Below are 23921 nucleotides of genomic sequence, written 5' to 3'. Positions count from 1 at the left end.
TATTGGGGGATTGATTTGGGATAGTATTTCGTGAACTATAGTTCTGGGGGCGTTAGTTCTTTCTACAATTTTGGTATTGACTAATCTTTGTTGCACTGTATCTAGTTGAATGTAGTTTGTAAACATCTCTGATCATAATTTTTAAGTTTTGATGTTGGAAGTCAGAGTTCTGGTCTTTTTTTTACTTCTCACTTCACTTTTCATTTTTCACTTCTTAATCTTAATCAGAGAGCCCTTTTGCATCACCTCTATTAGGTTTTGTTAAAGGACTCTCATTAGGGGGGTAATTACACAAACTATCTTTTGAGGTAAGTAGAAATCTATTTCTGGCTTTATAAATGAGTTGTATGGCTTCTTCTATAGATTTGTTTTGAGCATACAATTTGTTGATCCACACGTAGAGTACAATTTCATAAGGATGATAATGAATCAGGTTATACATAAAAATATCCATCTTAAGGTGTAACATTGTTAAGATATCAGACATAAACATATGTTTACTGTTGTGTGGGTAGGTAGCCATCTTGTACATTTTTTGTTGAGTCAAATGTAAGAGAGGTACGAGGGATTTTGCAAGGGGAGTGTCTCCAGATTCATGAAATTATAGTTCAAATTCATGAATTTGAACTATAATTTCAAAATAAAACAAATAATAAAAAGTTATAGATAACATGTAGAATATAAATTGATAATAACCTATAATTTATCTACTTTCATTAATCTTATTCAATAATTCTGATTAGCTTTAACTCTTCAGATTATGATTTGGCTGTATTATGATTAAACTATTACAATTAGGCTTCTTTTTTGTTCTCATTTCTTCTTTCGCTCAAAATAATGAAGAAAATTTTTTAATTACAGAAAATATAAATAAATTCAAGATACCGGATTCATTACAAAACCAAACATATAAATCTCTTAAAACTAGATTTCATAAGCATTCTAACTCTTTTGAAAAGGCAAATCTATATTCCAAAAGTTATATTAAAAAAAGTTTAATCGCGAAAGATAGTATAGAAATGGCTAGAGGATATTTTTTATTGAGTTCTATTTCTCATGATTCTTTAATTATATCCTATCTAGATCGTGCAATTGATTTATCCAAAAACTTTCATAGTAAATACTATCCAGCCTTGTTATATTATAGTAAAGGTGATTATTATTTTGAAAACGCCAATTATAAAGAAGCTTTGGATAATTATTTTATTTCCTATAACATGACTAAGGATAATAATCCTGTATTGGCATATGACTCTAAGTTTAATATTGGATCATTAAAAAATAGGGTTGGAAAATACAAGGAAGCACAAAAGATTTTTAAGGAATATTATGATTATATTTTATCCGAAGAATCTAAATACCCGAAAGATTATTATAATGAACTTATTGCTTTATTTGCGCTCTCAGATTCTTACACCAGATTGAAAAAGCTTGATACTGCAACAACAATTAATCAAAAAGGAATCAAGATCTCATTATTAAATAATGACAAAGATATGTATCATTATTTTATAATGAATGAAGGTGTAAACCTGTATTTTCAAAAAAAATATAAAAGTTCTATAGATAGTTTAAAAAAGGCAATTCCTAATATTATTAAACTAGGAGATCAATCCAATATCATGTTTTCTAGATTATATTTAGGAAAAGCGTATTATGAACTTAACAAAGTAAAAAAAGCAGTCAAACAATACAAAAAAGTAGATTCATTGTTCAGTGATTATAAAGACTTCTTCCCTGAAATTCGCGAAGGATATAAATCATTAATTGATTTCTATAAAAACAATGGTGACAAGGAGAATCAACTATTTTATTTAAACAGATTGATTTTTGTAGATAGTATCTATAATATTAATTATAAATATATAAATGATAAGATAATAAAAAACTACGATACCCCAAATTTAATCTTAGAGAAACAAAGGTTAATTAAAAAACTCAATCGGTCTAACTCATTCAAAAATAAAGGAATTCTATATTTACTTATAGTATTAGTAATCCTATCAATTTTTTTAATTAACAATTATAGAACTAAAAAAATATATAGAAAAAAATTTGAACGACTAATTGATACAGATAACAAGCAGGAGAATGAATTTATCAATAAAAAGAAACAAGATTTTACTTATCTTTCTGAAGACATTACTCAAAAAATAAAAATAGGATTAGAAAAATTTAAATCTAACAATGATTATTTAAATCCACACGTTTCTATTAGTACTTTGGCAAAAAAGATGGATTCTAATTCTAAATATCTTTCTCTTTTTATAAATCATTACGAACAAAAAAAATTCACTAATTATATTAATGATTTAAGAATTGAATATGCTATGGAAAAAATAAAAAATGACAAAAAGTTTAGAAAATATACTATTAAAGCAATAGCTTATGAAACTGGTTTCAGTAATCCGGTTTCTTTCTCACAAGCATTTTATAAAAAAACAGGCCTTAAACCCTCTTATTTTATTAAACAATTAGAAAGCAGTTCTAAATCTAAAAAACAACCATAAACATCTTACCGTAAGGTTTTTAATATTTAAAAATTACTGCAAATTCAGGAATTTTTAATAGCTTATAATTTATTCTCGATCGTATTATTAAAAATATTTATACTTTCGAAAAAAATTTAATTTATATATTATGGAAACAAAAAAATCTATCAAACTTGTAAAAATTCAAATATCAAAACTTAATAATCAAGGGTTAGGAAAAATCCGTGGTGGAGATGGAAATGTACTGAAGCCTAAAAACCAATCAAGACATGGTGCTTGTGAAACAGAAGAAGAAGTTTAATAATTAATCTTATAAAAATCTTTTGAGATGAAAAAAATATTCTTTGTGCTGTCGTTATTTTCGTTTTCCTGTATTGCTCAAGAAATGACTAATATTTCTAAAAACATAGTTGTAATTGGATATCAAGAAAAACGGCTTCCAGATACATTAATGAAAGTATGGCAGCACAAAGACATCATCGTAGATAACATTCCTGGAGTGAGTTCTGAAAAGGCATACAAGCACATTTTGTCCAATAGGAAGGATGGTGATACCATTATTGTCGCAGTTATTGATAGTGGTGTAGATATAGATCATGAAGACCTAAAAAACCAAATTTGGATCAACTCTAAAGAAATACCAAATAATGGTAAAGATGATGACCAAAATGGATATATTGATGACATTCATGGTTGGAATTTTTTAGGCAATAAAGAAGGAGAAAATAACCATTATGCCAGATGGGAATATGTTAGAATTCTTAAAAATAAAGGAATACTCGATAAAAGTGGTTTGAAAATCTCTTCACAGGAAAAAGATTCCATAATTTTACAAGCCGCCAAGTTTTATAAGGAAGCCAAAAATGTTTTGAAAGAAGATAAATCGTATGTCTCAGAGCAAAAATTAGAATACAAAAATATTAATGAAAAGTTAAAAGATTATTTTCCCAATCAAGAATACTCTATGGAAAAACTTATGACCATAGATACAATTAAACATCCTCATTTAAAAGTTCCTGTAAAAAAATTATATGATTTTTTACGTTACGATCTAACCCAAGAATGGCTGGATTATTATGAAAAATCCAATGATATTATCGAAAATTATAAGTTAAATCATGCCTATAACGATCGTAAAATAGTGGGAGATGATGTGAGTGATATTAATGATAAAAGTTATGGTAATAACGATGTAAAAGGTGACATAAAAATTGAAAGTCATGGAACAATAGTTTCTGGGTTAATTGGTGCTTCAAGAGGCAATAATATTGGGATAGATGGTATTGCTGATAAAGTAAAATTGATGATATTACGAACAGTACCTGAAGGTGATGAGTATGATAAAGATATTGCTTTAGCAATACGTTATGCAGTTGACAATGGTGCTAAGGTTATCAATATGAGTTTCGGGAAATTTTTTTCTCCGCAGAAACATCTAGTTACTAAAGCTATTGAATATGCTTCTAAAAATGATGTACTTATAGTTCACGCAGTTGGGAATGATAGTGAAAATATTGATCAATACAATTTTTATCCACTAGATTATGTAAATAATACTGAAATCAGTAAAACATTTATTAATGTAGCTGCTTTAAATTATAAACTAAACCGTAAACTACCTGCCTATTATTCCAACTACGGAAAAACAAACGTAGATGTATTTGCTCCCGGACATGATCTATATACTACTTCTGTTAATAATACTTACATTCTTGAAAGAGGAACTTCTGTTGCGGCACCTGTTGTTTCTGGAGTTGCCGCTATTATTAGATCTCAATACCCAGAATTAAAAGCAGCTCAAGTAAAAAAGATATTGATGGATTCTGGGAATTCTTATACTATGCAAGTAACAATTCCAGGGAAAAAGAAAAGTCCGAAAGTGCCCTTCTCGGAACTCTCAAAATCTGGTAAAGTAGTCAATCTATATAATGCACTATTAATGGCTGAGCAGATATCTAAGAGTAAGAATTAATACCTTATAGTTTTGTTTTCTTTATCTAGTATAATTATCAAAAAAAAGTTTCTCAGTTTCAAAAAATGAAACTAAGAATGAATATTATTGTTGAATAAAACAAAAAACAACAACAAAACTAATCCAAATTCATGTTTCTAAAGTCATATAAAATCTTTACTATATTACTAATACTTATAGTAAGTACTACAGCATTCTCACAAACTACAAAAGAAGTATCTCGGGAATGGGTAGCTTTTACTCAGGAAATAGATGTGAAAACAGATAAAAAAGTAAAATTTAAGCTACGTGCAAATCTTAAAACTGTCGGCATTAAAAGTAATAGCGCTGCAACACTTTATGCTTGGGTTAAAAACAAAACAGAAGAATCGGGGTTTAGCGAAAGCGTGCAAGACAGTGTTTTAAAAAACCCACAATGGACTCCTTATGAAATACAAGGGTATTTTGATGAAGCAGCAGAAAAGCTAACTTTTGGTGCATGGGTAGTAAGCGATGGTGAATTTTATTTTGACGATTTTGAACTCTTCTTTCAAAAAGAGGATGGTAATTATGAACCGGTTACTATTGCCAATTCTGGTTTTGAAGAAAAAGTAATGGATGACACTGTTCCTGGATGGCAACAAGATGTTGACAAAGAAGAAAATATTATAAAAGTAAAAGGATATACATTTCATTCTAGTGAGTCAAAACACAATGGTAAATTAGCTTTGATGATTCTGGGAAATGGGGTAAAAAACAATCCAGCAAGTAATATTAATACAGAAGAAGGCTTTACACCACAAATAGGAACATTGGTTTCTATGCTTAATAATTTAAGTAATCGAGTAGAACGAGTTGTTAAAGGTTTAGATATCAGACAAACTGATCATCTTTTGGATGAAAAAGCTAATAGGATTGGAGCACTAATTATGCACCTCGCAGCAGCAGAAGTATATTACCAAGTGTATACTTTTGAAAATCGCGCCTTTAATAAAGAAGAGAAAGAAAAATGGGAAATCGGCCTCGATCTTGGCGATAAAGCTCGGGAAGAATTTAAAGGGAAACCGATTACATATTACTTGGATATTTATAAAGAAGTAAGAAAAAAAACCATTGAAGAGTTAAAAAAACGTAACGATGAATGGTTAGAAGGATCATGGCCCGGATCAACAATGAATAATCATTTTGCCTGGTTTCATGTCATGGAACATCAATCGAGTCATTTAGGCCAAATTTTGATGCTTAAGAAACGTATTCCTGAAGAAGAAAATGATATTAAACTTCCTGAAGATAAAGTAGATCAATAATATTAATCTGATCTCAACAGTAAAACAAATCATACTCAAAGTCTTCATTGTATTATGAAGACTTTTTAATACTTCATATAAGCTCGTCTTTTACAAAAACCGTGAGCTACTTGTTATATTTTAAAGCACTAAACCAATAATCTTCTCCTTAATTAAATACTTTTGATTCCAACAAAAGCAATGATCATGCAGCTACGGTTTTATACTATTACATTACTTCTTTTACTTTCATTTGTTGGATTTGGGCAGGCGCTTAAGGTGCCGGATTCACTTGTTGATGTGAGTTACGAACAATTAAATGAATCCTACCTAAAAATTTATAATGACACTTTAAAATCGAATATTTATTTAAATACCATATTAACTAAAGCCATAAAAGATAATAACAGAGAACGTCAAGCCAGATCGTATTGTTATTTATCATATTATGCAAAAAAAGAATCTGAAAAATTAGCCTTACTTGACAAATCAATTAAGATTAGTGAAAATTTAAGTGATGCTTCCTACCTATTATTACCATATTCTTTTAAAGGCTCATACTATTATAATAAAGGAAATTATTCATCTGCACTAAACAATTATTTAAAGACCCTAGAAGTGGCTAGAGAAGTTAATAGTATTAACTACATTTATATTACACAACATAATATTGCTCTTATTAAAACTCATTTAGGTAAATATGAAGAAGCATTATCCATATTTAAAGAGGGCTTTTTGTACGAGAAAAACAAAAAAGATTTTGACTTAGAGCATTATCTTGAATCATTACTTTCTTTAGCTGATTCATATCGATATAACAAAATATTAGACTCCGCGACATTTTACAACAAAGAAGGAATTATCAAAAGTAAAAATGAATATAAAAAAATGTATTCGTCATTTGTTATTAACGAAGGGATAAATCAATATTACAAGAAGAATTTTGCAGCCGCCAAAGATAGTATTGATAAAGGATTATCCTTAAAAAATATTTACAACCCTTTAAATGCAGAAACAATTACTCTTGGTATGTTTTATAGTGGTAAAATTCAAAATAAACTAGGACATCATGAAAAAGCTTTATACTATTTTCTTAAACAAGATTCTTTAGTACAAAAGAAAAAAATATTCATTCCTGAAATACGACAGGGTTATGAGTTTATTATCAATAATTATAAACAAAAAAAAGATAAGGATAAACAATTAGAGTTCATAAATAAGTTATTACTATTTGATAGTATAACTAATAAGCAAAGAAATTTTGTTACTAACAAGTTGTTTACTGAATTCGACACCCCAAAACTCATCGCTGAAAAAGAAAAGCTCATTGCTGCTCTCGAAAAAGAAAACACTAAAATCTCATCTCAAAATATTATTATATCAATACTACTAGCAATAAGCCTGATTGGAGGGAACTATTATTACCATCGACAACGTCTTTATAAAAAACGGTTTTTAAAACTTCTTAATAAAACTAATACCACAGATCAAAAGAAAGGTCGATCTGATACTGATCCATCAGAGACATCAGCTATCAATAAAGAAACATTAAATCATCTTATGGATAAATTACAGATATTCGAAGAAAAACAAGGCTATCTAAAACAAGGGTTAAATGCCAAAGATCTTGCAAAAAGCTTCGGGTCGAATGCCAGTTATCTCTCTAAAGTGGTTAATACTTTTAAAGAAAAAAACTTTACAAGTTATATCAATGATCTGCGTATAGATTTTGTAGTAAACAAATTAAGAGAAGATCGTATTTTTAGAAAATATACTGTAAAAGCGATTGCCCAAGAAATCGGGTTTAATAATGCAGAGGCTTTTGCTAAAGCATTCTATAAAAAGACAGGAATCTATCCTTCTTATTTTATTAAGGAGCTGGAGAAAAGATAAATATACTTGCAAATCAATTTCTTAAAAAACATAGTTGCTTCATTGTTATCTCTATACCATAAGTATTACAACTATACGTTCTGGTGTTAACACCTTTATTTTGAAAGTTTAAAAAGCATCCTATTTGATTTTGTACAAAATCAAAAACAAAGTATTAACAAAATATTATCTTGTTAAAGAAGAACTAAATTATTAATTTTGCACCCATTAGTATTACACACCAAAAATTACTTACATCCCCCCTCTTAGTAATGGTAATACTGTAATTCTTAAAACCACAAAACCAAGAGAACATAAAATGTCTCTTAATTGACCCTAGTTTCTCCATAATTGGTTTGCTATAATGGCCTACCATTTTAAAATTAATAATTGACAATTTGTATATACCAAAATGTATATGCCATAATACTTTGTATTGTAAGTTAGAGATCAACTATTTTAAAACATTATAGTTATGAAAAAACTATTACTCGTTTGTTTATTTTTTATTTTGGGAAATCAATTCATTTCTGCCCAAGCTAATTATATCGATTGGGAACTTGGAGGAGGGAAACTTCTTGGTGTTGCAATACCAGGACCAGAACCTGCAGGATTAGATGTTGCAGAAATACCTACTTCAGATCACCGCCTTCCTTCAGTAGTACTGGCAGATCTGGATAATGATAATGATCTTGATTTTATTTCGGGAAGTCAGAGAGGAACGATTCATTATTTTAAAAATACTGGTACAGTTACAGCTCCTCACTGGGTTTCAACACCAATACCATCTTTAGATGCCATTAATATAGACGCCACTAATACAGCCAGAAATCAAAATCGCCCTCAATTGGTAGATATCGATGATGATGGGGATTTGGATCTGTTTATCGGAACCGAGCGTAATTTTGACGGAGATGGAGATGATGATATTCTTTTTTATCGAAATATAGGTACCCCTGAAGTACCAGTTTTTGAGTTTGTTCCGGATTGTTTACCTGGACTTTTAAACCAGGATATTTCAGAATATCCGGGTATGGGATTCGTCGATCTTGATGACGATACAGATCTTGATTTGGTTGCTTTAGGAAGTGATAAATTAATCTATTATAAAAATATTGGCACTAAAGAAAATCCCAATTTTGAACTACAGTCTGAAGCTGATAGCCCCTGGGATGATGAGGATGCCTACTCTAATATGGATGTCCCCATACCTGTATTTAAAGATTTTGATAAGGATGGAGATTATGATATGTATTTTATGATTGATACTGGTCTTGTAAGATGGATTGAAAATGTTGGGACAGCAACAAATCCTCATTTTTCAAATACGCAAAATGCAATGGACGGAGGTTTAGCAACCTGGGACGTAGGAAGTTTTCCCGTTGTAGATTTTGGTGATGTTGATGGAGATGGATTGCAAGATGCACTGTTTGCTAATTTTAATCCCGGTGGATTTGCCTGGTTTAGACAAGTTCCTGTTTGTGTAGATCCTGTAATTACTAATGTAACCGCTACACCTGTACTTTGTGAAGGAGAAACATCTACCATAACGATTACAGGGACACTTAATATTGCTTCGAAATGGTCGATATATACCGATTCTTATGGGGGCACCTTATTAGGAACAACCACTACAAATACTTCTACTTTTGAGGTTATACCTACTGCTCCAAGCACTACGTATTATATTAGAGGTGAAGATGGAGACATATCTTGTATTGATGAAACAACTGCAACCGGTATGACAGTCACAATTATGGTTAATGCTATTGATGATCCAAGTTTTAGCTATGATGCTGCTAACTATTGCAAAGGAGACATAAATCCCACACCAACAATTTCGGGAGTAACTGGTGGAGTATTTTCTAGTACAGCTGGATTAAGTATTAATTCTACTACAGGAGAAATTGACATTGCCGCAAGCATAGCAGGATCTTATACAGTAACGTATACCACCACAGGATCATGTCCTGACTCTAGTGATGTCGTGGTAATCATCACTGATTTAGACGATGCAACTTTTACTTATGAAAACTCTGCATATTGTACTGATGCCATAAACCCTATCCCTAACATCACAGGGATAACCGGAGGAACGTTTAGTTCTACATTAGGATTAATCATCGATAGTAATTCTGGAGAAATTAATCTAGTAGAATCCACACCAGGAACATATACTATAACTTATACTACATCGGGTATTTGTTCTAACTCTAGTACTGCAGATATAACCATTAATGCATTACCGGATGCAACAGTAACAGAAAATTCTCTGACATTCACTGCTGATACGACTGGTGCAACATATCAGTGGATTAATTGTGAGACTAATCAACCAATCTCTGGAGAGACCAGTATATCATTTACGGCTACAGAAAACGGTTCTTATGCAGTGGATATAACATTAAATGGTTGCACTAACAGATCTTCGTGTATTTTAGTAGATTCTATAGTGCTCCAGCAGGAAGATACTATTTCTAATTTTAAATTATATCCTAACCCAACCGATGGGATTATAAATATTACTATTCCGGTGCAAAAAATTTCTATATTTAATTACTACGGAAGAAAAGTGTTTGAAGCGTCAACATCCACTTTTGATATTTCTTCCCTAAGATCTGGAATATATTTTATGGAAGTAGAAACCGGAAATGGCAGAACTACAAGAAAAATTGTACGCCAATAGAAAATCGATACACAAAATCCAGGAGCTGCATAAAAAGTCAATTCTCTTTGTCAAACTAAGCTTGTTGAAGTTTTTAACACTTTGATTTTCAATATATTTTCGACAGGTTCAGACTGAGCGTTTTGAGTTTTCAATACTTTTTAGACAGCTTTAAAGACAATAAACTAGCCCAATATTTTTCTCCATATCCTTACCCAAATATTCCATTTGGTAATTTTCTTTTCATCCAAAAAATGATTTTCTACTTTATCAAAGGCATCTTCGATAAGCGCATTATGAAAAGAGCGTATAATAAATATCCAAAGCAATAATCCTTTTCCAACAGCATTCATTGCTATGGTATGTACCAATCGTGTTTTATTATCCCCAGATTCAAAAATCTCTAGTTTATGTATTCCATTTAGTCCGGTTGGTTTAGAAAATTTAAATTGAATTAATTTCCCAGGCTCGTATTTTTCTATAGTATATTTTATAGGTCCATGTCCTCCTTTTGCTCCTTCTCTTAATCCTTCTTTAAATCTCATTGCCGGCCATTTTTCATAGGGCCAGATTTGATCATTTGTAGTCGATAAGGTTTCTAATATTTTGACAATTACAGATTTTGGTTGATGTATTGTTCTTTTATGAATATTGATCACTTTCATAGCTCTCACATTAGGTATATCAATTACATCTTCTTTTTCTTAGTGGGTCTTTTCTTTATCTTACTTATAAATTCTGGAGATAATCCTAAGTAAGAAGCAATCATATATTGGGGAACTCTTTGAAAAAACTGTGGATTTGCTTTTAAAAACACTTGATACATTTCCTCTCCAGAAAGAACCCTTGTGTACTTTATTCTATTAGAATTTGCAATAACAGTTCTTTCCATAATAATCCTAAACAACCTATCTATCTTAGGAAGTTTTGTTGTGAGTTCTTCAAATGAATCCAAACTTAATTCTAATAATACTGTATCTTCTAATGCCTGGATAAAATTTTCTGAAGGGCTTTGATCTAATAAACTATTATAGTTTGTATACCACCATTTATCTATTGCAAAATCCATGATTTGCTCTACTCCTTTTTCATCTATATAATACGACCTTAAACACCCTTTTACAATAAAATATCTGGCACGACAAACTTTACCTTCTTCTAATACATATGCTTTCTTTTTGAGTTTTATCACCTTTAGATACTGATAAAACAGTTCCATTTCTTCATCAGAAATTTCGATATAATTTCTAACATATTCCGTTAGATTATTGACCATATACTTAATACTTTATATTATAAGTTCTTCAAAGTACTTTATGCTTGGTGCGGTTTCAAGAAAAGAAGAAAGTTCTTCCAAAACTCCATTTTTATTTATAAAATTAATATAATTTTGATGATCTTCTTTGCTTTTCCAATCTTCATAAAAAATCATTTCATTCGTAACATCATTCAAGAGAACATGGACAGACTTACATCCCTTATAACTACGAACATTTGGTAAATTTTCTTCCAAAAAAACCTGTATTTCTTCTGATACTTCCGGTTTAATTTTTGATTCTAATACGACTTTACAACTCATAAAAATTCATGTAGATTTTTAATAAAACTATATTGTGATTTTGGATTTTATCTTAATACTTTCTTTTTCAATATTTCGTATTGCTTTTTTTAGCATCATTCGCACGATCAATTGATGAAAAGGTTTTACCAGAAAAAAATAGAAATTCCCTGACCAGTGATTAAAATTTACAATGGTTGTAATGGTAAGTTTTTTATTCTTGGATTCATTTTCGTCATCCACTAATAATGAAACTTTAAAATCAAGATGTTTATCATTCTCTCCAAGAATAACTTCTGATTCGTTTTTTGCAAACACCTTCCAAAAACCAATCGATTCTCCTACTGCTCCTGAAAAATTATTTAAAAGGTCTTTTTTATTTTTAGGTTTTTTAGCTCCCTTCAGTCCAAAAAGTGGTACAATTTTATTACGAAGATTTAATAATATATCACCCCATTTTGGTGCAGAATTTAAAAACACTTTATTGATGAACAGCAAATCTATTTTATCATCTTTATCTACAAAAAAGCCAGTATAACTATCGGCATAATCATACTGGCTTTTATATAATATTGAATGACTGGGTATTGATACCTTTGCTATCTCCATATCTTATGCATAATACAATTCAATGCGCTAATCATTACAGTAACTAAGCGCACTATAAAAATACAAGAAGAATATCAATAAATGTTTAATCTAGATTAAGAAATATGAGGGTTATCTAAAATTAATTGTACAACTTTTTGATTGTCCAAACCATTTTACACGATTGCGAGAGGCTAAGGTATAGATAGCATCTCGTATTATTCTTGGAACAAAGACCAATAAAGCCGCAACACGTTTCCATTTTGGGATTTTGGCAACAATTTTTAGAAAACCATCAGAATGTGTATGAGACCCATTTTCGTCAATTAAAATTACAGTTTCTAACTGTTCTGTTGGATAATCAAAACTTTTAAGTAGTTGTTGTCCTTTTGGAGATTGAAATGGAATAAATTCAAAAACATCATCATTAGCAAATTTCATTAGCCACCCTACTACTCCATTACATAAATTACACTCACCATCGAAAATAATAATACTTTTTCTTAAAAGAGACTCCATTTGATTGGTTTTTAAATTGTTACCTCTTTATAGTCGGATAGAACCATCAATCATTTCAATAGTTCTATGAGAATTTTTATAAATTTTTGAATTATGGGTAGCTATAACCACAGTTTTTGCACGTTGTTCTGTAATATCTTTGAGTAGTTCAAATACCATATCTGTATTTTTTTGATCCAAATTACCTGTAGGTTCATCGGCAATAATAAGCATCGGATTATTAATTAACGCTCTTGCAATAGCAACTCTTTGTTGTTGTCCTCCTGATAGTTTGTACGATGGTCTTAATCCAAAATCTTTCATTCCCACTTCTTCTAATAAAAACAATGCTTCTTCCTTAATTTCATCCCTGTTTTTTTCTGCAAGTTTCATCGCAGGAAGCATTACATTTTGCAACACATTAAATTCTGGAAGTAAATAATGAAATTGATACACAAATCCTATATGAGCATTTCTAAAATCAGTAAGACATGATGGTGACATCGTTTTAATACTTTCTTTATTTATAATTAGGTCACCTTTATAATTAGTATCCAGGGTTGATAAAATATATAATAAAGTAGATTTGCCACTTCCTGATTCTCCAAATACAGAAACCAGTTCTTTTTCATCGATTTGCAAGGAAACATCATTTAACACTTGCTGTTTTTGTGGTTCATGAAAATACTTATGAATATGTTTTGCTTCCAGAATCATAGGCCTCGAATTATGGTTACGGGATCAACTAGACTTGCTTTTTTTGATGGAAAATACCCTGCTAAAATTGTTGTAAATACACCAAAAGCAAGTCCTAAAATGTAATATCCCAGGTTAAAATTAATAGGATAGGTATCGACAATAATAAAATCAGAAGTGTCTAAAGGTGTGGTAGAAATCACATAACTGATGATATATCCAAAACCCGCTCCCAAAAGAGCTCCAAACACTCCAATAATTATGGATTGTATAAGAAAAATGAAAATAATATCATTACTTGAATATCCCACCGTTTTTAATACTGCAATATCTTTTCGTTTTTGAAAGACTGTCATATTCATGATGTTGTAAATCCCAAACCCAGCAACCAAAAGCAATGCAAACGAGACCGACCAGGTTAGAATATCACGCACTTTATTGCCTATCACAATAGTCTTATTACTATCTTTCCAATCTTCTACAGTACTTCCCTCAAATTTTTGAATTAATGTTTTTTTAATCCCTACGTTATCACGATCCTTAAGTTTTATATGAATGTGTGTAATCGAATTTTCTTTGCCCAATAACCGTTGTAACGTTGTTGCGGGCATATACGTACGTACATTATCAATGGTAGTAATTCCGAAACTAAATATCCCTGCAACTAGAAGTTGTTCGCTTTTCCCATTAGGCAAAATCATTTTTAACGTATCATTTGCGGAAATTTGCAAACGTTTAGCCAGGCTAACTCCGAGTAAAATTGTATTCTCTTCAGAAAGGCTTTCAAAACCACGTCCTTCTATTAATCTACGATTCAAATCAACCATTTGACGCTCTTGCAGGGGAAAAATACCATTAATACCTCCAGGTAACTGATTGGTAGTACTGATCAAAATTGCAGGTGAAATTATCTGATGTGCAAAAGAATGCACATTATCATGATCTGATAACAGTGTATTAATTTGATCGATATTTTTAAGCGTGTTTAAATTCCCACCCAGAGATTGTTGTTTAGAAAACCTTTCCTGTTTTCCGCTTATAATTACATCAGGACTCCCTTTAAATACAGCATCATCCAAAAAATCATTAACCCCTGTCATAAAATTAATCATGACAATAAATGTAGTTACACCAAGCATCACTCCCACTGTCGCCAGAAAACTTTGTTTCTTTCTAGCGAATAGATATTGTAATGCTATAAAAAAATTGGTTTGGTTAAAAATTGGTTTAGGCATATCCCATAGGTCGGGAAAATTAAGAAAGAATTACAAGAATTGTAAAAGAAATACTAAACATTACAACTTAACAATCAACCTATTAACAAACACTCATCCCATTTAGTATCAAATGGCGCCAGATACGACAGTATAGATAATCCAATACCAGCAATACCTTCTAGTACACTAATCTCTGTTCGCCATCCCGGATGTTCGCCTCCTACCCACTGCATATATCCTGCATGTCCTTTTTTATGCACAGCCATATTAAGTCCTACATTCATCCAAAAACCAGCAGTTTCTTCAAATATAGGGTCACGCGTTTCAGTATACATATAATTGTACATATGCATTACCCCAAAAGCGCCATGGCACAATCCCGCATCATTAATCGATGTCTCTGTAAGGTCTCTTCTTTTTGCTGCGTGTTTTAATATTGCAACAGCTTCATTTTTATACTCCGTATTATCTAACACCTTACCAACTCTCCACAGTGTTATTCCTATCCCTAAATCTCCATAACACCACGCCAATCTCGAACTCTCGCTCTTTTTATTGTCACAGGTTATCCAACTAGGAAAAGATGATGAATCTCTACCTTCCTTGTTTTTTAAGCTAAAAATATACTTCACCGATTGCTGTAGTAAAGTAACCACCTCTTTATTAAAATCATCATATGCTGCTAATCGTGATAAAAAATTAATAATACTTGTGATTCCATGAGCAAAACTAAGGTTATACCCTTTTACATCCTCATCTCGTATTAAATACGATTCCCATTTTGCTCTATTGTCTTCTATCTGCGACGTTTTTTGAAGTAACGCCACGATCTCTAATAAAAGACCTTTATATTTTTCTTTTAAGGTTTTTGATTTGGTATTTTGATATCGTTTTACAAAGTAGAATCCCACACCTAATATCCCATGCAAGAAATCGTAAAAATTTTGATCGCTCTCTGTGTTCTTTATAAACTGAATTAAATACGTGTCAAGTCCTGATAATACCTCATCACAATCTATATCTATAAATTCTTCTTCTTGTAACAATTCTATTGCCCAGGCTGCTCCTGCAATTCCAGAGCAAAAAGTCGGAAGTGTATATCCTTCATTTATCTTTTGAAAAACCAATCCCAGGAGTTCAACTCCGATTTCTGCATGAGATTCTTCATTCATCAACTTAGCATAATAAAACTGAAACAAAGCAATTCCCGAAATACCGGACAATACTCCTATCTCTTCTTTATGGGTATATTCTTTTTGTAGGATTTCTGCAATCTCCTTTAGTTTTTCTAATAAAACCTGTTCTTGATTCATACTTTTTTCTTTCTATAAGAGAAAAAAGCCGCCTTTATGGGGCAGCTTTCTTGCTATTTAAACCTAAATGCTTGATAATATCAATACAAGAAAAATGTTTATGATATTCTGAAAAAAAATCTTGTATCGAATTTACTATCAATTATCTTAGAAGCACATGCGTCCAGGAGGAGGGCAAGAATTAAGAGCTCCTTCTGTTGGACAGCAACCAGAATGTCCACCCTGTACCTTATGTAATGCCGATGTATCTAATTTGCTTATGGTTTCTTTTTTAAGTTCTAAATTTTTCAATGATTTTTTCATGAGATATATTTTAAAAACTATCTACTCTGTTAAAGGCTTTTCGATTTCCGCCATATGTTTAAGAAGGTTGATACATCTAATACTGGTTTTTATATGAAATTGATCAACCCTATATCTCTAATTAATCTGAGTTCGATCTAAAGTGAATTAAAAAAAGTCGTCAAATTGAGTGGTTTTTCGTAATGGCCTCTCGATTATACTCGAGGTGACAGAAGAAAAATTGTACTTCGACAGACTCAGTAGAGCTATCGCAATTAGACTTTTTGAGTCGAAAACAACTATTCTCGATACAATCCTCCTTTGTCGGATCACTCGAATTGACGTTGTTTTCTAAAATCGAACTTACACTAATTAGAAGCATTGAACTCCTGGAGGAGGGCAAGAATTAAGCGCTCCTTGTGTTGGACAAAAATTTGTAGGATTACACATTGCCGTTGCATGCCATCCTCCTTTTACCTTGTCCAAATTAAGTTTACTAATGGTTTCTTTTTTAAGCTCCAGATTTTTTAATGATTTTTTCATGAGATATGTTTAAAAAAACTACCTACTCTATTTTAAAAGGTTTTCGGCTTCCCCTTATCAAAATCGATTTTAACAGTAAGATCTTGATCTCAAGATAACCTGAAATACAGCAAGTGAAAAATTAGAATTCCTCAAATTTGATAAAATAAGGAGCTAAAAAAAGCCCTGTGATTCACAGGGCTTTTTTTAAGTATAAATCATGGGATATGACTATCCTCACACCAGGCATCAGATTCAAAATTTGAAGATGTAGAAGGTGGAACACTACTCCCTCCTTTAATCTGGTTTAATGTATCATTGCTAATCCGTGCTATAGTTAGCTTTCTCAACATAATTTTGTGCGTTTTTTTCTTCTTCATACTAAAAATGATTTATTGTGAATTCTTAACCTTTTTTTGAAGATAGGAGTTACCAGAACTACATCATAATCTGGAAACCTTATTTTAAATAATTTGCGGTACTCTTTTTAAAGCTATTTCTTAGGATTGTAATTGCTCCTCCATATGCTCAATCTTCTTGATATAATACGATGGATTTAATCCTGTTTTTGCTTTAAAATGTTTGGTAAAAGAATTATCACTTTTATACCCTATTTCTTTGGCAATAGATACGATAGAAAAAGATCTGAATTTCTTATCGTTTTTCAACCTCCTTAACACATAATCAATTCGTAGCTCATTAATATAACTATTAAAATTTTTGCCTTTATACATTTTAATAATCTTGGATAAATAGGTTGTATTCGTCTTTGTTTTTTTTGCAATGGATCCCAGGCTACAGTCTGATCTCAAAAAATACTCTGTAGCTTCAAGCTTACTTAGCCCTTTAAGAACTTCATCGACCTTTATATCGTCAATTATGATTTCTTTTACCTCCTCTTTTTGTTCTCCTTCCTCTTGTTCACGAAGTTCTAACACTTCTATTTTTTGCATCAAATCCTGAAATAATACCGTATTCTTCTTTTGCTTCTTTCTATAGTTAAATACTACAAAAACAAAAGCTACTGAAACAATAATCAATATAATCAGCACATAGGTTTTAGTTTGCTTATCAGCTATTTGATCACTTTTTAAGTTCTCAATTTCGTTCTCTAATTTTTCTGCTTCAGCGGTATAAATTTTACTTACGGTTTTATCTTTATTCTTTTGATATTCCTCATTCAACTCCAGGTACTTATTATGCCAATACAGGGCTTTTTCAAGATCTTTCTTTTCTCCATAACAGTTTGCCATAAGCAAATGAGATTGAATCACAGGCATTTTATCCAAATCCGTCTCTTCAATTGAATCCAAAGTTCTATCTAAATACGCAATCGCTTTATCATATTCCTTTTGTTCATAATGGCAACTTGCTAAAAAATAATTGATATTGGTCTTAGGAAAAAATTTATTTTCAATATCAAAATTCAATATAATATCCTCCGCTTTTAATAAGTATTTAAATGCTTTGTCATATTGTTTGGTATGATAGAACACCATTCCCTTTTTGATATATAGATCTACCAATCCTTCCTTATAATCAAGATGTTTGCTTAGCGCAATTCCTTTTTCTGCATAATGTAATACCGAGTCATAGTGTTCTGCATTCAGATATACGTCATTGATGGTGGTTAATATCCTAACATGTTCTCTTGTATTTTTGAAAGAGGTTTTATCTATTAATTTTAAGATTCGTTCAGAAATCCCAATTGCCTTATCTAACTGATTCATCCTTTGTAAAACAAGAATAAGACAAGAATTGGTTATCATTTGCAGCTCAAGATCTTCATAAGACTTCGCCACATCCAAAGCAATATAGTAGGCATCCAAAGCACTTTGGTTATCTCCTTCTCTTAGATAACAATTCCCTTTTATCGTATAGGAATAACAAATAATTTTATACTCTTGTAGTTCTCTTGCAATGACTATTGCTTTATCTAAGTATCTGATACATTTTTCAAATTCTTCTTTACCATAAAAATAGCGTCCGACCCGAAGATATTGCTCCGCTGTCGCTAAATCCTGTTGCGGATAGTTCAGTAGAGTTGTTTCGTATTGCTCACGCTCATCCGGAGTTGCTTTCTTAATAAGATCAACCAGTTCTTGTGGAGTTTTATCACCAAGTTCTGTACTGTTTATTTTTTGATTGTCTTGCGCATATAATGCTGCAACCTGAAAAACAGGTAAAACAAAAAAGAAAAATATATAGCGTAGCCAAAGCCTTCTACAAAAAAACATCCTGTTGAGTGTGAAGTGATCACTCAAATGTAAGGATTCCTTTTAAATTATTTTAATACGAAAATAAGTGGTGAAAAGCGTCGAATGTTGGAAGACGGAAGTTGGAAGAAAACATATTATATCATACTCTAGACCTTGATTTTATATTTTCAAACTTCCGACCTTAAACCCTTAACAATTAATTAACATTTTGAAATTACCAGTCCCGAAAAATGAAACTGGCAGGTATTAATATTGTACCAGGAAAACATAAAACATGGGGAAACCCGTAAAATTTTTATTGAGAAAACATCGTTTTTTGTGCCGCTAAACACAAATTCGTAATGGGAAAATTAAAAACACTTACAAAATCACTTTTATGAAAAAACAAATGTTATTTATCCTTGGGATGGTATGTGCCTTAACTTTTGGGCAAGAAGTTCCTAATATTTCTCCCCCAACTCCAGAGGCTGCTGCTTTGGGTAAATTTATAGATATCCCAGTGAGCCTACATACAGGTACGCCCAATATTTCTATCCCAATAGTCAATATTGCAGAACAGGAAATAAACATTCCTGTATCTTTAAATTATCATGCTTCCGGAATAAAAGTTAATGAAATTGCGTCTCGTGTTGGTCTGGGTTGGGCACTCAATGCAGGAGGTATGATTACGCGTAATGTGAGAGGTATTGCCGATGATGACCCTCAGGGGTTTATTAATACCAGTAATACAGTAAGCAATTACTTTACTTCCAACGCTTCAGAAAAGAATCTACTTTTTCAAAATGCTATAGATGGACACCAGGATTATGAGTCTGATGTATATTATTTTAACTACCCTGGAGGAAGTGGAAAATTTTTCTTCGATCAAAATGGTGGGATATATAGTCATCCAAAAAATGATCTAATTATTAACTATACAAAAGACAACTCAAATAAGATTGTCGGTTGGGAAATTACTACCGAAACGGGGCTAATCTATACTTTTGGTACTATTCCAGGAACCTTAGATACAGTTCTTGAAACCAAACAAAGTAGGATTAGAGCTCAAAATCAGAACCTTCCCTCGGCAATTAATTTCTATACTTCTGGTTGGTATCTTACACAGATCAAAGATCATAAAGGGAATCGTATTCGTTTCAATTATACAAGAGGCACCAACGAAATTGAGTATTGGAATATATTGGAACAGAAAAAATACATACAAGCTTCTCTGAATGGAGATTGTACTACACCGGGAGTATCTCTTACATTTTCTGAAGATCGTTATTTTCCTACATATCTTACCTCTATTGTAACACCTAAGGGAAGTATCCATTTTGACTATACTATTTCCCGAACGGATCTCAAAAATGATAAAGCACTTTCTAAGATTGAGCTAAAAGATACTAATAACAAGATTGTTGATCGTTATTTATTTGAATATGGGTATTTCACTACTAGCGCATGGGAACATTTTGGAAACTATGGAGATCTTGACCAAAGAACTAAGAAATTGTACTTACAAAAGATCAAACAACAAAAAGGAAACACAATCAATCAGGAACATAACTTTACCTATTACCAGGAACACCCATTTCCTGAGCGATTTTCATTTGATAGAGATTTTTGGGATTATGCTAACGGTGTTGATAACCAATATTTATATCCAGAATTTGCATATACAACCAATACTGGCCCAGTACACGTAGACGGCGGGGATCGCACAGTGGATGAGTCTCACGCACAAACGCTATTATTGAAGGAAATAGAATATCCTACCAAAGGTAAAACAGAGTTTGTATACGAATCCAATACCGTGTCAGGTGGAGCAGCTTTCTTTGCTGGCAACAGGTTAACTTCTAAGTTAATTATAGGGTCACAAGTTGTAAACTCTAACGTTCCTGGAGAAACTGTTAGTTCTAATTTTACTCTCAATGAGAGTGGTATTGTTTCCTACAGAACCTCTTTTTCTCAGAATTGTCTTGGTGACCCTACTCGTGATTGCCCCACCATCAAAATCACTAAAGCCAATGGTGATTTGGTACTCACGTTTCGTAACGCTAATGAGACAGGAGTAATGGATCTGGAAGCTGGAACTTATACTATAAGCATAAAAAATGGCCCCTTCCTTTCTGACGGTGCAGCAGACATATCTTTTTATAAACAAACCATAGAAAATGACAATAACAATCCTTCTAATGTAGCAAAGACAGGAGGCCTTAGAATTAAAGAAATGCGATTTAAAGATGATAATGGCACTATCCTAAATACTAAGAAATACACCTATAATCAATTTGATAATACGGGTTTATCAAGTGGCTTATCGCTAAATCCACCTGTTTTTTTAATAAAAAATGCTCCTTTTCGCCAAGGTCCTAATTCTTGTTTTTTTAATGTTATCCAGTCCAATAGTATATTTCCATTTAACGGACAAAGCACGTATCACGTTGGATATACTAACGTTACGGCATATAACACTGATAAAGAACAAGGTAAAACAGAGTACACCTATAGTTTTTTTGCTGATGCTGGCGGGTTTGGTAGTTCTAATGAGTATGTTTGGTCAGAAAACTTTTATCCTTTTGCTCCAGCCGTGGATTATTCTCACAGAAGAGGGTTATTAATTCGTGAAAAAACATATAAATATAATAAAGACAGAGACACATTTGATGAAGTAGAAGAAATATATAATACTTATAAAAAACAAGGGGATATTCGGATTGATAATATAGCCATGGGCTATGTTGGTAGTGCGGGTGCTGGATATTTGGGATATGATAATCTAAGTGAACGCTATTTATTAGAACAAACCCAAAAAACAAATCAGTATAATTCTGGAGCAGTAAAGACAACCATTCAATACGGATATGATTCAGGCTATCAAGGTAGAACCATGCCCATACAGACTACAACCACTGATAGTAATGCAGAAACGGTAGTTACAAAAAGCTATTATCCAGATGATGTTATTTCTACAACTGCACTAGGAAAAGCTTTAACCACTGCTGAATACAATACCATCTCTAAGTTGAAGAAAAAAGCAACACAACACCGTATTGCAGCACCTATACAGCAAGAGACCTATATAAATGGAGAACTTACTTCCCGACAGCGTACCAAATACAAAGATTGGAATACTAGCATTGTTTTACCTGAGATCGTCCAATCTGCTAAAGGGGATGCAACCCTACAAGATCGTATCGAATATCTGGATTATGACACTAACGGTAACCCCTTAGAAGTGTCCCAAGTCGATGGGCGTCATATCATGTATGTTTGGGGATATAACAACACCCAACCCATTGTAAAAATTGATAATGCAAGTTATACGGGGATACCTGCAGCAGTAACGACACTGATCAATCAGTTAAAAGCCACATCAGATACAGAAGACACTGCAGGCGAAGAAACCACTATGCGTACCTTGTTTAAAAACTTAAGGGAACATCCTTATTTTGCCAAGGCGCAGATCAGTGGGTATACCTATGATCCTTTAATTGGAGTGACCACAGTTACCGATCCCAAAGGATATACCATGTCCTATCATTATGATGAGTTTAATCGTTTAGAGTACATCTTAGATCAAGATCAACATATAGTACAGCAAGTGCGCTATAATTATCAAGGTCAACAATCTGATGCTTTGGGTGGAGTAACGATTGATACTCCGGGTTCCGGGCCTAAGATCCCTAACCAGCCTGTCACTTTTACTGCTAATACTTCTGGTAGTGGGAGTGTTAATCTATATACATGGAGTGTGAATGGTACACAAGAACAATGTGGTAGTGGAGTAAGTTTTACCAAAACCTTTACTAGTGAAGGTACTTATGAAGTAAAGGTATTGGCCTACAATACAGAAACCAAACACAGAGTAAGTCATACCATGAGTGTAATAGTAAAATATCCTGAACTAACTACACCAGTGGTTAATGCAAATTATACGCATATTGTAAAAGGAACCAATGTTGATTTTAGTGCATCGAGTATAGGAGGTGGTACAGGGAACCTTCGCTATGAATGGTATGTGAATAATGTGAAACAAGCTGGCACAGCAACTACCTACAGATACAAACCTAATACACCAGGAACCTATAACATATATTTTAAAGTCATTGATACCGAGAGTGGAAAATCGGTAAACAGTGCAGTTCGAAAACTGTATGCGTATCATCCTTTAAACACACCCAATGTAAGTGCATCAAAAGCACATATAGAACGAGGAACAACCACAACATTTACAGCCTCTAATATAGGTGGGGGTTCAGGGTCTCGAAGGTATGAATGGTATGTAAATAACGTAAAACAAAGTGCTACAGGAACAACATACTCCTATCATTTCCCTAATACAGGAACCTATACTATTAAATTTAAAGTAGTGGACTTAACCATGCAGAATGCAAATTCTAAATGGGGTGCTAATACCCCTATCTTGAAAGTATATCCTAAAATGGTTGTCAGCACAAGCCAGTCTGCTACCTCGGTCTCAGGTTCTAGTGCAAACGTATCTTTTAATGTAACAAGCATTTCTGGTGGATCAGGATCACGTCAAATCACATGGAGAGCCTTTAAAGCTATTAGTCCATCACAAACTGCTGGTTCAGGTACGGGTACACAGTTCAGTTTTTCCAATTTTGCAACAGGGACTCATGAATATAATATTACGGCTACAGTTAAGGATAACCTAACAGGTAAACAAGTCACAAGGCTTATGGTGGTCATATCCAGTATTTCTTCTGGTGGTGACGGTGACTGCCAAAATTGTGGACCACAACATTAATCCCAT

20 protein-coding genes are annotated in these 23921 nt (G+C 32.3%); 7 read left to right on the top strand and 13 right to left on the bottom strand.

The genetic code is table 11. The features are described 5' to 3' along the window. Positions 1-220 precede the first annotated feature (220 nt). Positions 221-487: a hypothetical protein gene (locus PQF96_RS23050; protein ID WP_271768721.1), complete on the bottom strand. Its 267-nt coding sequence runs from the start codon at positions 485-487 to the stop codon at positions 221-223. A 289-nt stretch (positions 488-776) separates the two neighbouring features. On the opposite strand from PQF96_RS23050, the gene PQF96_RS23045 reads away from it, so the two are divergent. From PQF96_RS23045 to PQF96_RS23020, 6 genes are all read left to right on the top strand, one after another. Continuing rightward, positions 777-2510, top strand: coding sequence for an AraC family transcriptional regulator (locus PQF96_RS23045; RefSeq protein WP_271768719.1), 1734 nt, complete (start codon positions 777-779; stop codon positions 2508-2510). A 130-nt stretch (positions 2511-2640) separates the two neighbouring features. Continuing rightward, positions 2641-2793: a hypothetical protein gene (locus PQF96_RS23040; RefSeq protein ID WP_271768717.1), complete on the top strand. Its 153-nt coding sequence runs from the start codon at positions 2641-2643 to the stop codon at positions 2791-2793. Between the two features lie 27 nt (positions 2794-2820). After that, entirely contained in the window at positions 2821-4464 is a 1644-nt protein-coding gene (locus PQF96_RS23035; protein ID WP_271768714.1) for a S8 family peptidase, read from the top strand. A gap of 131 nt (positions 4465-4595) precedes the next feature. Continuing rightward, the gene (locus PQF96_RS23030) at positions 4596-5750 is read left to right on the top strand and encodes a DinB family protein (protein WP_271768713.1); all 1155 of its coding nucleotides are present in this window, start codon (positions 4596-4598) and stop codon (positions 5748-5750) included. Between the two features lie 186 nt (positions 5751-5936). Further along, positions 5937-7622 (top strand): AraC family transcriptional regulator, encoded by a 1686-nt coding sequence (locus PQF96_RS23025; RefSeq protein ID WP_271768710.1) that lies wholly within the window; start codon positions 5937-5939, stop codon positions 7620-7622. A 454-nt stretch (positions 7623-8076) separates the two neighbouring features. Beyond that, complete coding sequence (locus PQF96_RS23020; protein ID WP_271768707.1) at positions 8077-10287, top strand: T9SS type A sorting domain-containing protein; 2211 nt, start codon at positions 8077-8079, stop codon at positions 10285-10287. Between the two features lie 164 nt (positions 10288-10451). On the opposite strand, the gene PQF96_RS23015 is transcribed toward PQF96_RS23020, so the two are convergent. The 12 genes from PQF96_RS23015 to PQF96_RS22960 all read right to left on the bottom strand — a co-directional run bounded on the left by PQF96_RS23015 (position 10452) and on the right by PQF96_RS22960 (position 19177). Next, positions 10452-10931 (bottom strand): hypothetical protein, encoded by a 480-nt coding sequence (locus tag PQF96_RS23015; protein ID WP_143918861.1) that lies wholly within the window; start codon positions 10929-10931, stop codon positions 10452-10454. Positions 10932-10954: 23 nt separating this feature from the next. After that, positions 10955-11542, bottom strand: a complete 588-nt coding sequence (locus PQF96_RS23010; protein WP_271768704.1) for a Crp/Fnr family transcriptional regulator — start codon at positions 11540-11542, stop codon at positions 10955-10957. A gap of 12 nt (positions 11543-11554) precedes the next feature. Further along, positions 11555-11845, bottom strand: coding sequence for a putative quinol monooxygenase (locus PQF96_RS23005; protein WP_109435935.1), 291 nt, complete (start codon positions 11843-11845; stop codon positions 11555-11557). A 27-nt stretch (positions 11846-11872) separates the two neighbouring features. Continuing rightward, on the bottom strand, positions 11873-12433 hold the full coding sequence (locus PQF96_RS23000) for a DUF2867 domain-containing protein (protein WP_271768701.1): 561 nt from the start codon (positions 12431-12433) through the stop codon (positions 11873-11875). A 111-nt stretch (positions 12434-12544) separates the two neighbouring features. Further along, positions 12545-12931 carry a thiol-disulfide oxidoreductase DCC family protein gene (locus PQF96_RS22995; RefSeq protein WP_271768698.1) on the bottom strand — a complete coding sequence of 129 codons (387 nt, stop codon included), beginning with the start codon at positions 12929-12931 and terminating at the stop codon, positions 12545-12547. A 27-nt stretch (positions 12932-12958) separates the two neighbouring features. After that, positions 12959-13627: an ABC transporter ATP-binding protein gene (locus tag PQF96_RS22990; protein ID WP_271768695.1), complete on the bottom strand. Its 669-nt coding sequence runs from the start codon at positions 13625-13627 to the stop codon at positions 12959-12961. Then, positions 13624-14841 (bottom strand): ABC transporter permease, encoded by a 1218-nt coding sequence (locus tag PQF96_RS22985; RefSeq protein ID WP_271768692.1) that lies wholly within the window; start codon positions 14839-14841, stop codon positions 13624-13626. The genes PQF96_RS22990 and PQF96_RS22985 overlap by 4 nt, the downstream gene beginning before the upstream one ends. Before the next feature lie 74 nt (positions 14842-14915). Further along, on the bottom strand, positions 14916-16136 hold the full coding sequence (locus tag PQF96_RS22980; RefSeq protein ID WP_271768690.1) for a lanthionine synthetase C family protein: 1221 nt from the start codon (positions 16134-16136) through the stop codon (positions 14916-14918). A 147-nt stretch (positions 16137-16283) separates the two neighbouring features. Beyond that, positions 16284-16439: a class I lanthipeptide gene (locus PQF96_RS22975; protein WP_160114124.1), complete on the bottom strand. Its 156-nt coding sequence runs from the start codon at positions 16437-16439 to the stop codon at positions 16284-16286. Between the two features lie 351 nt (positions 16440-16790). Next, positions 16791-16961 carry a hypothetical protein gene (locus tag PQF96_RS22970; protein ID WP_160114125.1) on the bottom strand — a complete coding sequence of 57 codons (171 nt, stop codon included), beginning with the start codon at positions 16959-16961 and terminating at the stop codon, positions 16791-16793. A 197-nt stretch (positions 16962-17158) separates the two neighbouring features. Next, positions 17159-17320: a class I lanthipeptide gene (locus tag PQF96_RS22965; RefSeq protein WP_167571998.1), complete on the bottom strand. Its 162-nt coding sequence runs from the start codon at positions 17318-17320 to the stop codon at positions 17159-17161. 120 nt (positions 17321-17440) lie between these two features. Beyond that, positions 17441-19177, bottom strand: a complete 1737-nt coding sequence (locus PQF96_RS22960; protein ID WP_143918993.1) for a tetratricopeptide repeat protein — start codon at positions 19175-19177, stop codon at positions 17441-17443. A 358-nt stretch (positions 19178-19535) separates the two neighbouring features. Here PQF96_RS22960 and PQF96_RS22955 point away from each other — a divergent pair, with 358 nt between their 5' ends. Continuing rightward, a complete protein-coding gene (locus tag PQF96_RS22955; RefSeq protein ID WP_271768687.1) occupies positions 19536-23915 on the top strand; it encodes a PKD domain-containing protein in 4380 nt (1459 codons plus the stop codon). Positions 23916-23921 lie beyond the last annotated feature (6 nt).

Origin of the sequence: Aquimarina algiphila (genome assembly GCF_947494415.1) — a bacterium.
Lineage (GTDB): Bacteria > Bacteroidota > Bacteroidia > Flavobacteriales > Flavobacteriaceae > Aquimarina > Aquimarina algiphila.
The sequence above is the reverse complement of the archived record's forward strand: the minus strand, read 5'-3'. Positions and strand labels throughout refer to the sequence as shown.

Excerpts from the sequence above, each read along its gene's own strand:
- PQF96_RS23005 (WP_109435935.1), bottom strand. The coding sequence starts at position 11,845 with ATGAGTTGTAAAGTCGTATTAGAATCAAAAATTAAACCGGAAGTATCA.
- PQF96_RS23020 (WP_271768707.1), top strand. The coding sequence starts at position 8,077 with ATGAAAAAACTATTACTCGTTTGTTTATTTTTTATTTTGGGAAATCAA.
- PQF96_RS23000 (WP_271768701.1), bottom strand. The coding sequence starts at position 12,433 with ATGGAGATAGCAAAGGTATCAATACCCAGTCATTCAATATTATATAAA.
- PQF96_RS23015 (WP_143918861.1), bottom strand. The coding sequence starts at position 10,931 with ATGAAAGTGATCAATATTCATAAAAGAACAATACATCAACCAAAATCT.
- PQF96_RS22960 (WP_143918993.1), bottom strand. The coding sequence starts at position 19,177 with ATGTTTTTTTGTAGAAGGCTTTGGCTACGCTATATATTTTTCTTTTTT.
- PQF96_RS23045 (WP_271768719.1), top strand. The coding sequence starts at position 777 with ATGATTAAACTATTACAATTAGGCTTCTTTTTTGTTCTCATTTCTTCT.
- PQF96_RS23030 (WP_271768713.1), top strand. The coding sequence starts at position 4,596 with ATGTTTCTAAAGTCATATAAAATCTTTACTATATTACTAATACTTATA.
- PQF96_RS23035 (WP_271768714.1), top strand. The coding sequence starts at position 2,821 with ATGAAAAAAATATTCTTTGTGCTGTCGTTATTTTCGTTTTCCTGTATT.
- PQF96_RS23025 (WP_271768710.1), top strand. The coding sequence starts at position 5,937 with ATGCAGCTACGGTTTTATACTATTACATTACTTCTTTTACTTTCATTT.
- PQF96_RS22980 (WP_271768690.1), bottom strand. The coding sequence starts at position 16,136 with ATGAATCAAGAACAGGTTTTATTAGAAAAACTAAAGGAGATTGCAGAA.
- PQF96_RS22955 (WP_271768687.1), top strand. The coding sequence starts at position 19,536 with ATGAAAAAACAAATGTTATTTATCCTTGGGATGGTATGTGCCTTAACT.
- PQF96_RS23040 (WP_271768717.1), top strand. The coding sequence starts at position 2,641 with ATGGAAACAAAAAAATCTATCAAACTTGTAAAAATTCAAATATCAAAA.
- PQF96_RS22975 (WP_160114124.1), bottom strand. The coding sequence starts at position 16,439 with ATGAAAAAATCATTGAAAAATTTAGAACTTAAAAAAGAAACCATAAGC.
- PQF96_RS22965 (WP_167571998.1), bottom strand. The coding sequence starts at position 17,320 with ATGAAGAAGAAAAAAACGCACAAAATTATGTTGAGAAAGCTAACTATA.
- PQF96_RS22985 (WP_271768692.1), bottom strand. The coding sequence starts at position 14,841 with ATGCCTAAACCAATTTTTAACCAAACCAATTTTTTTATAGCATTACAA.
- PQF96_RS23050 (WP_271768721.1), bottom strand. The coding sequence starts at position 487 with ATGTCTGATATCTTAACAATGTTACACCTTAAGATGGATATTTTTATG.
- PQF96_RS22970 (WP_160114125.1), bottom strand. The coding sequence starts at position 16,961 with ATGAAAAAATCATTAAAAAATCTGGAGCTTAAAAAAGAAACCATTAGT.
- PQF96_RS22995 (WP_271768698.1), bottom strand. The coding sequence starts at position 12,931 with ATGGAGTCTCTTTTAAGAAAAAGTATTATTATTTTCGATGGTGAGTGT.
- PQF96_RS23010 (WP_271768704.1), bottom strand. The coding sequence starts at position 11,542 with ATGGTCAATAATCTAACGGAATATGTTAGAAATTATATCGAAATTTCT.
- PQF96_RS22990 (WP_271768695.1), bottom strand. The coding sequence starts at position 13,627 with ATGATTCTGGAAGCAAAACATATTCATAAGTATTTTCATGAACCACAA.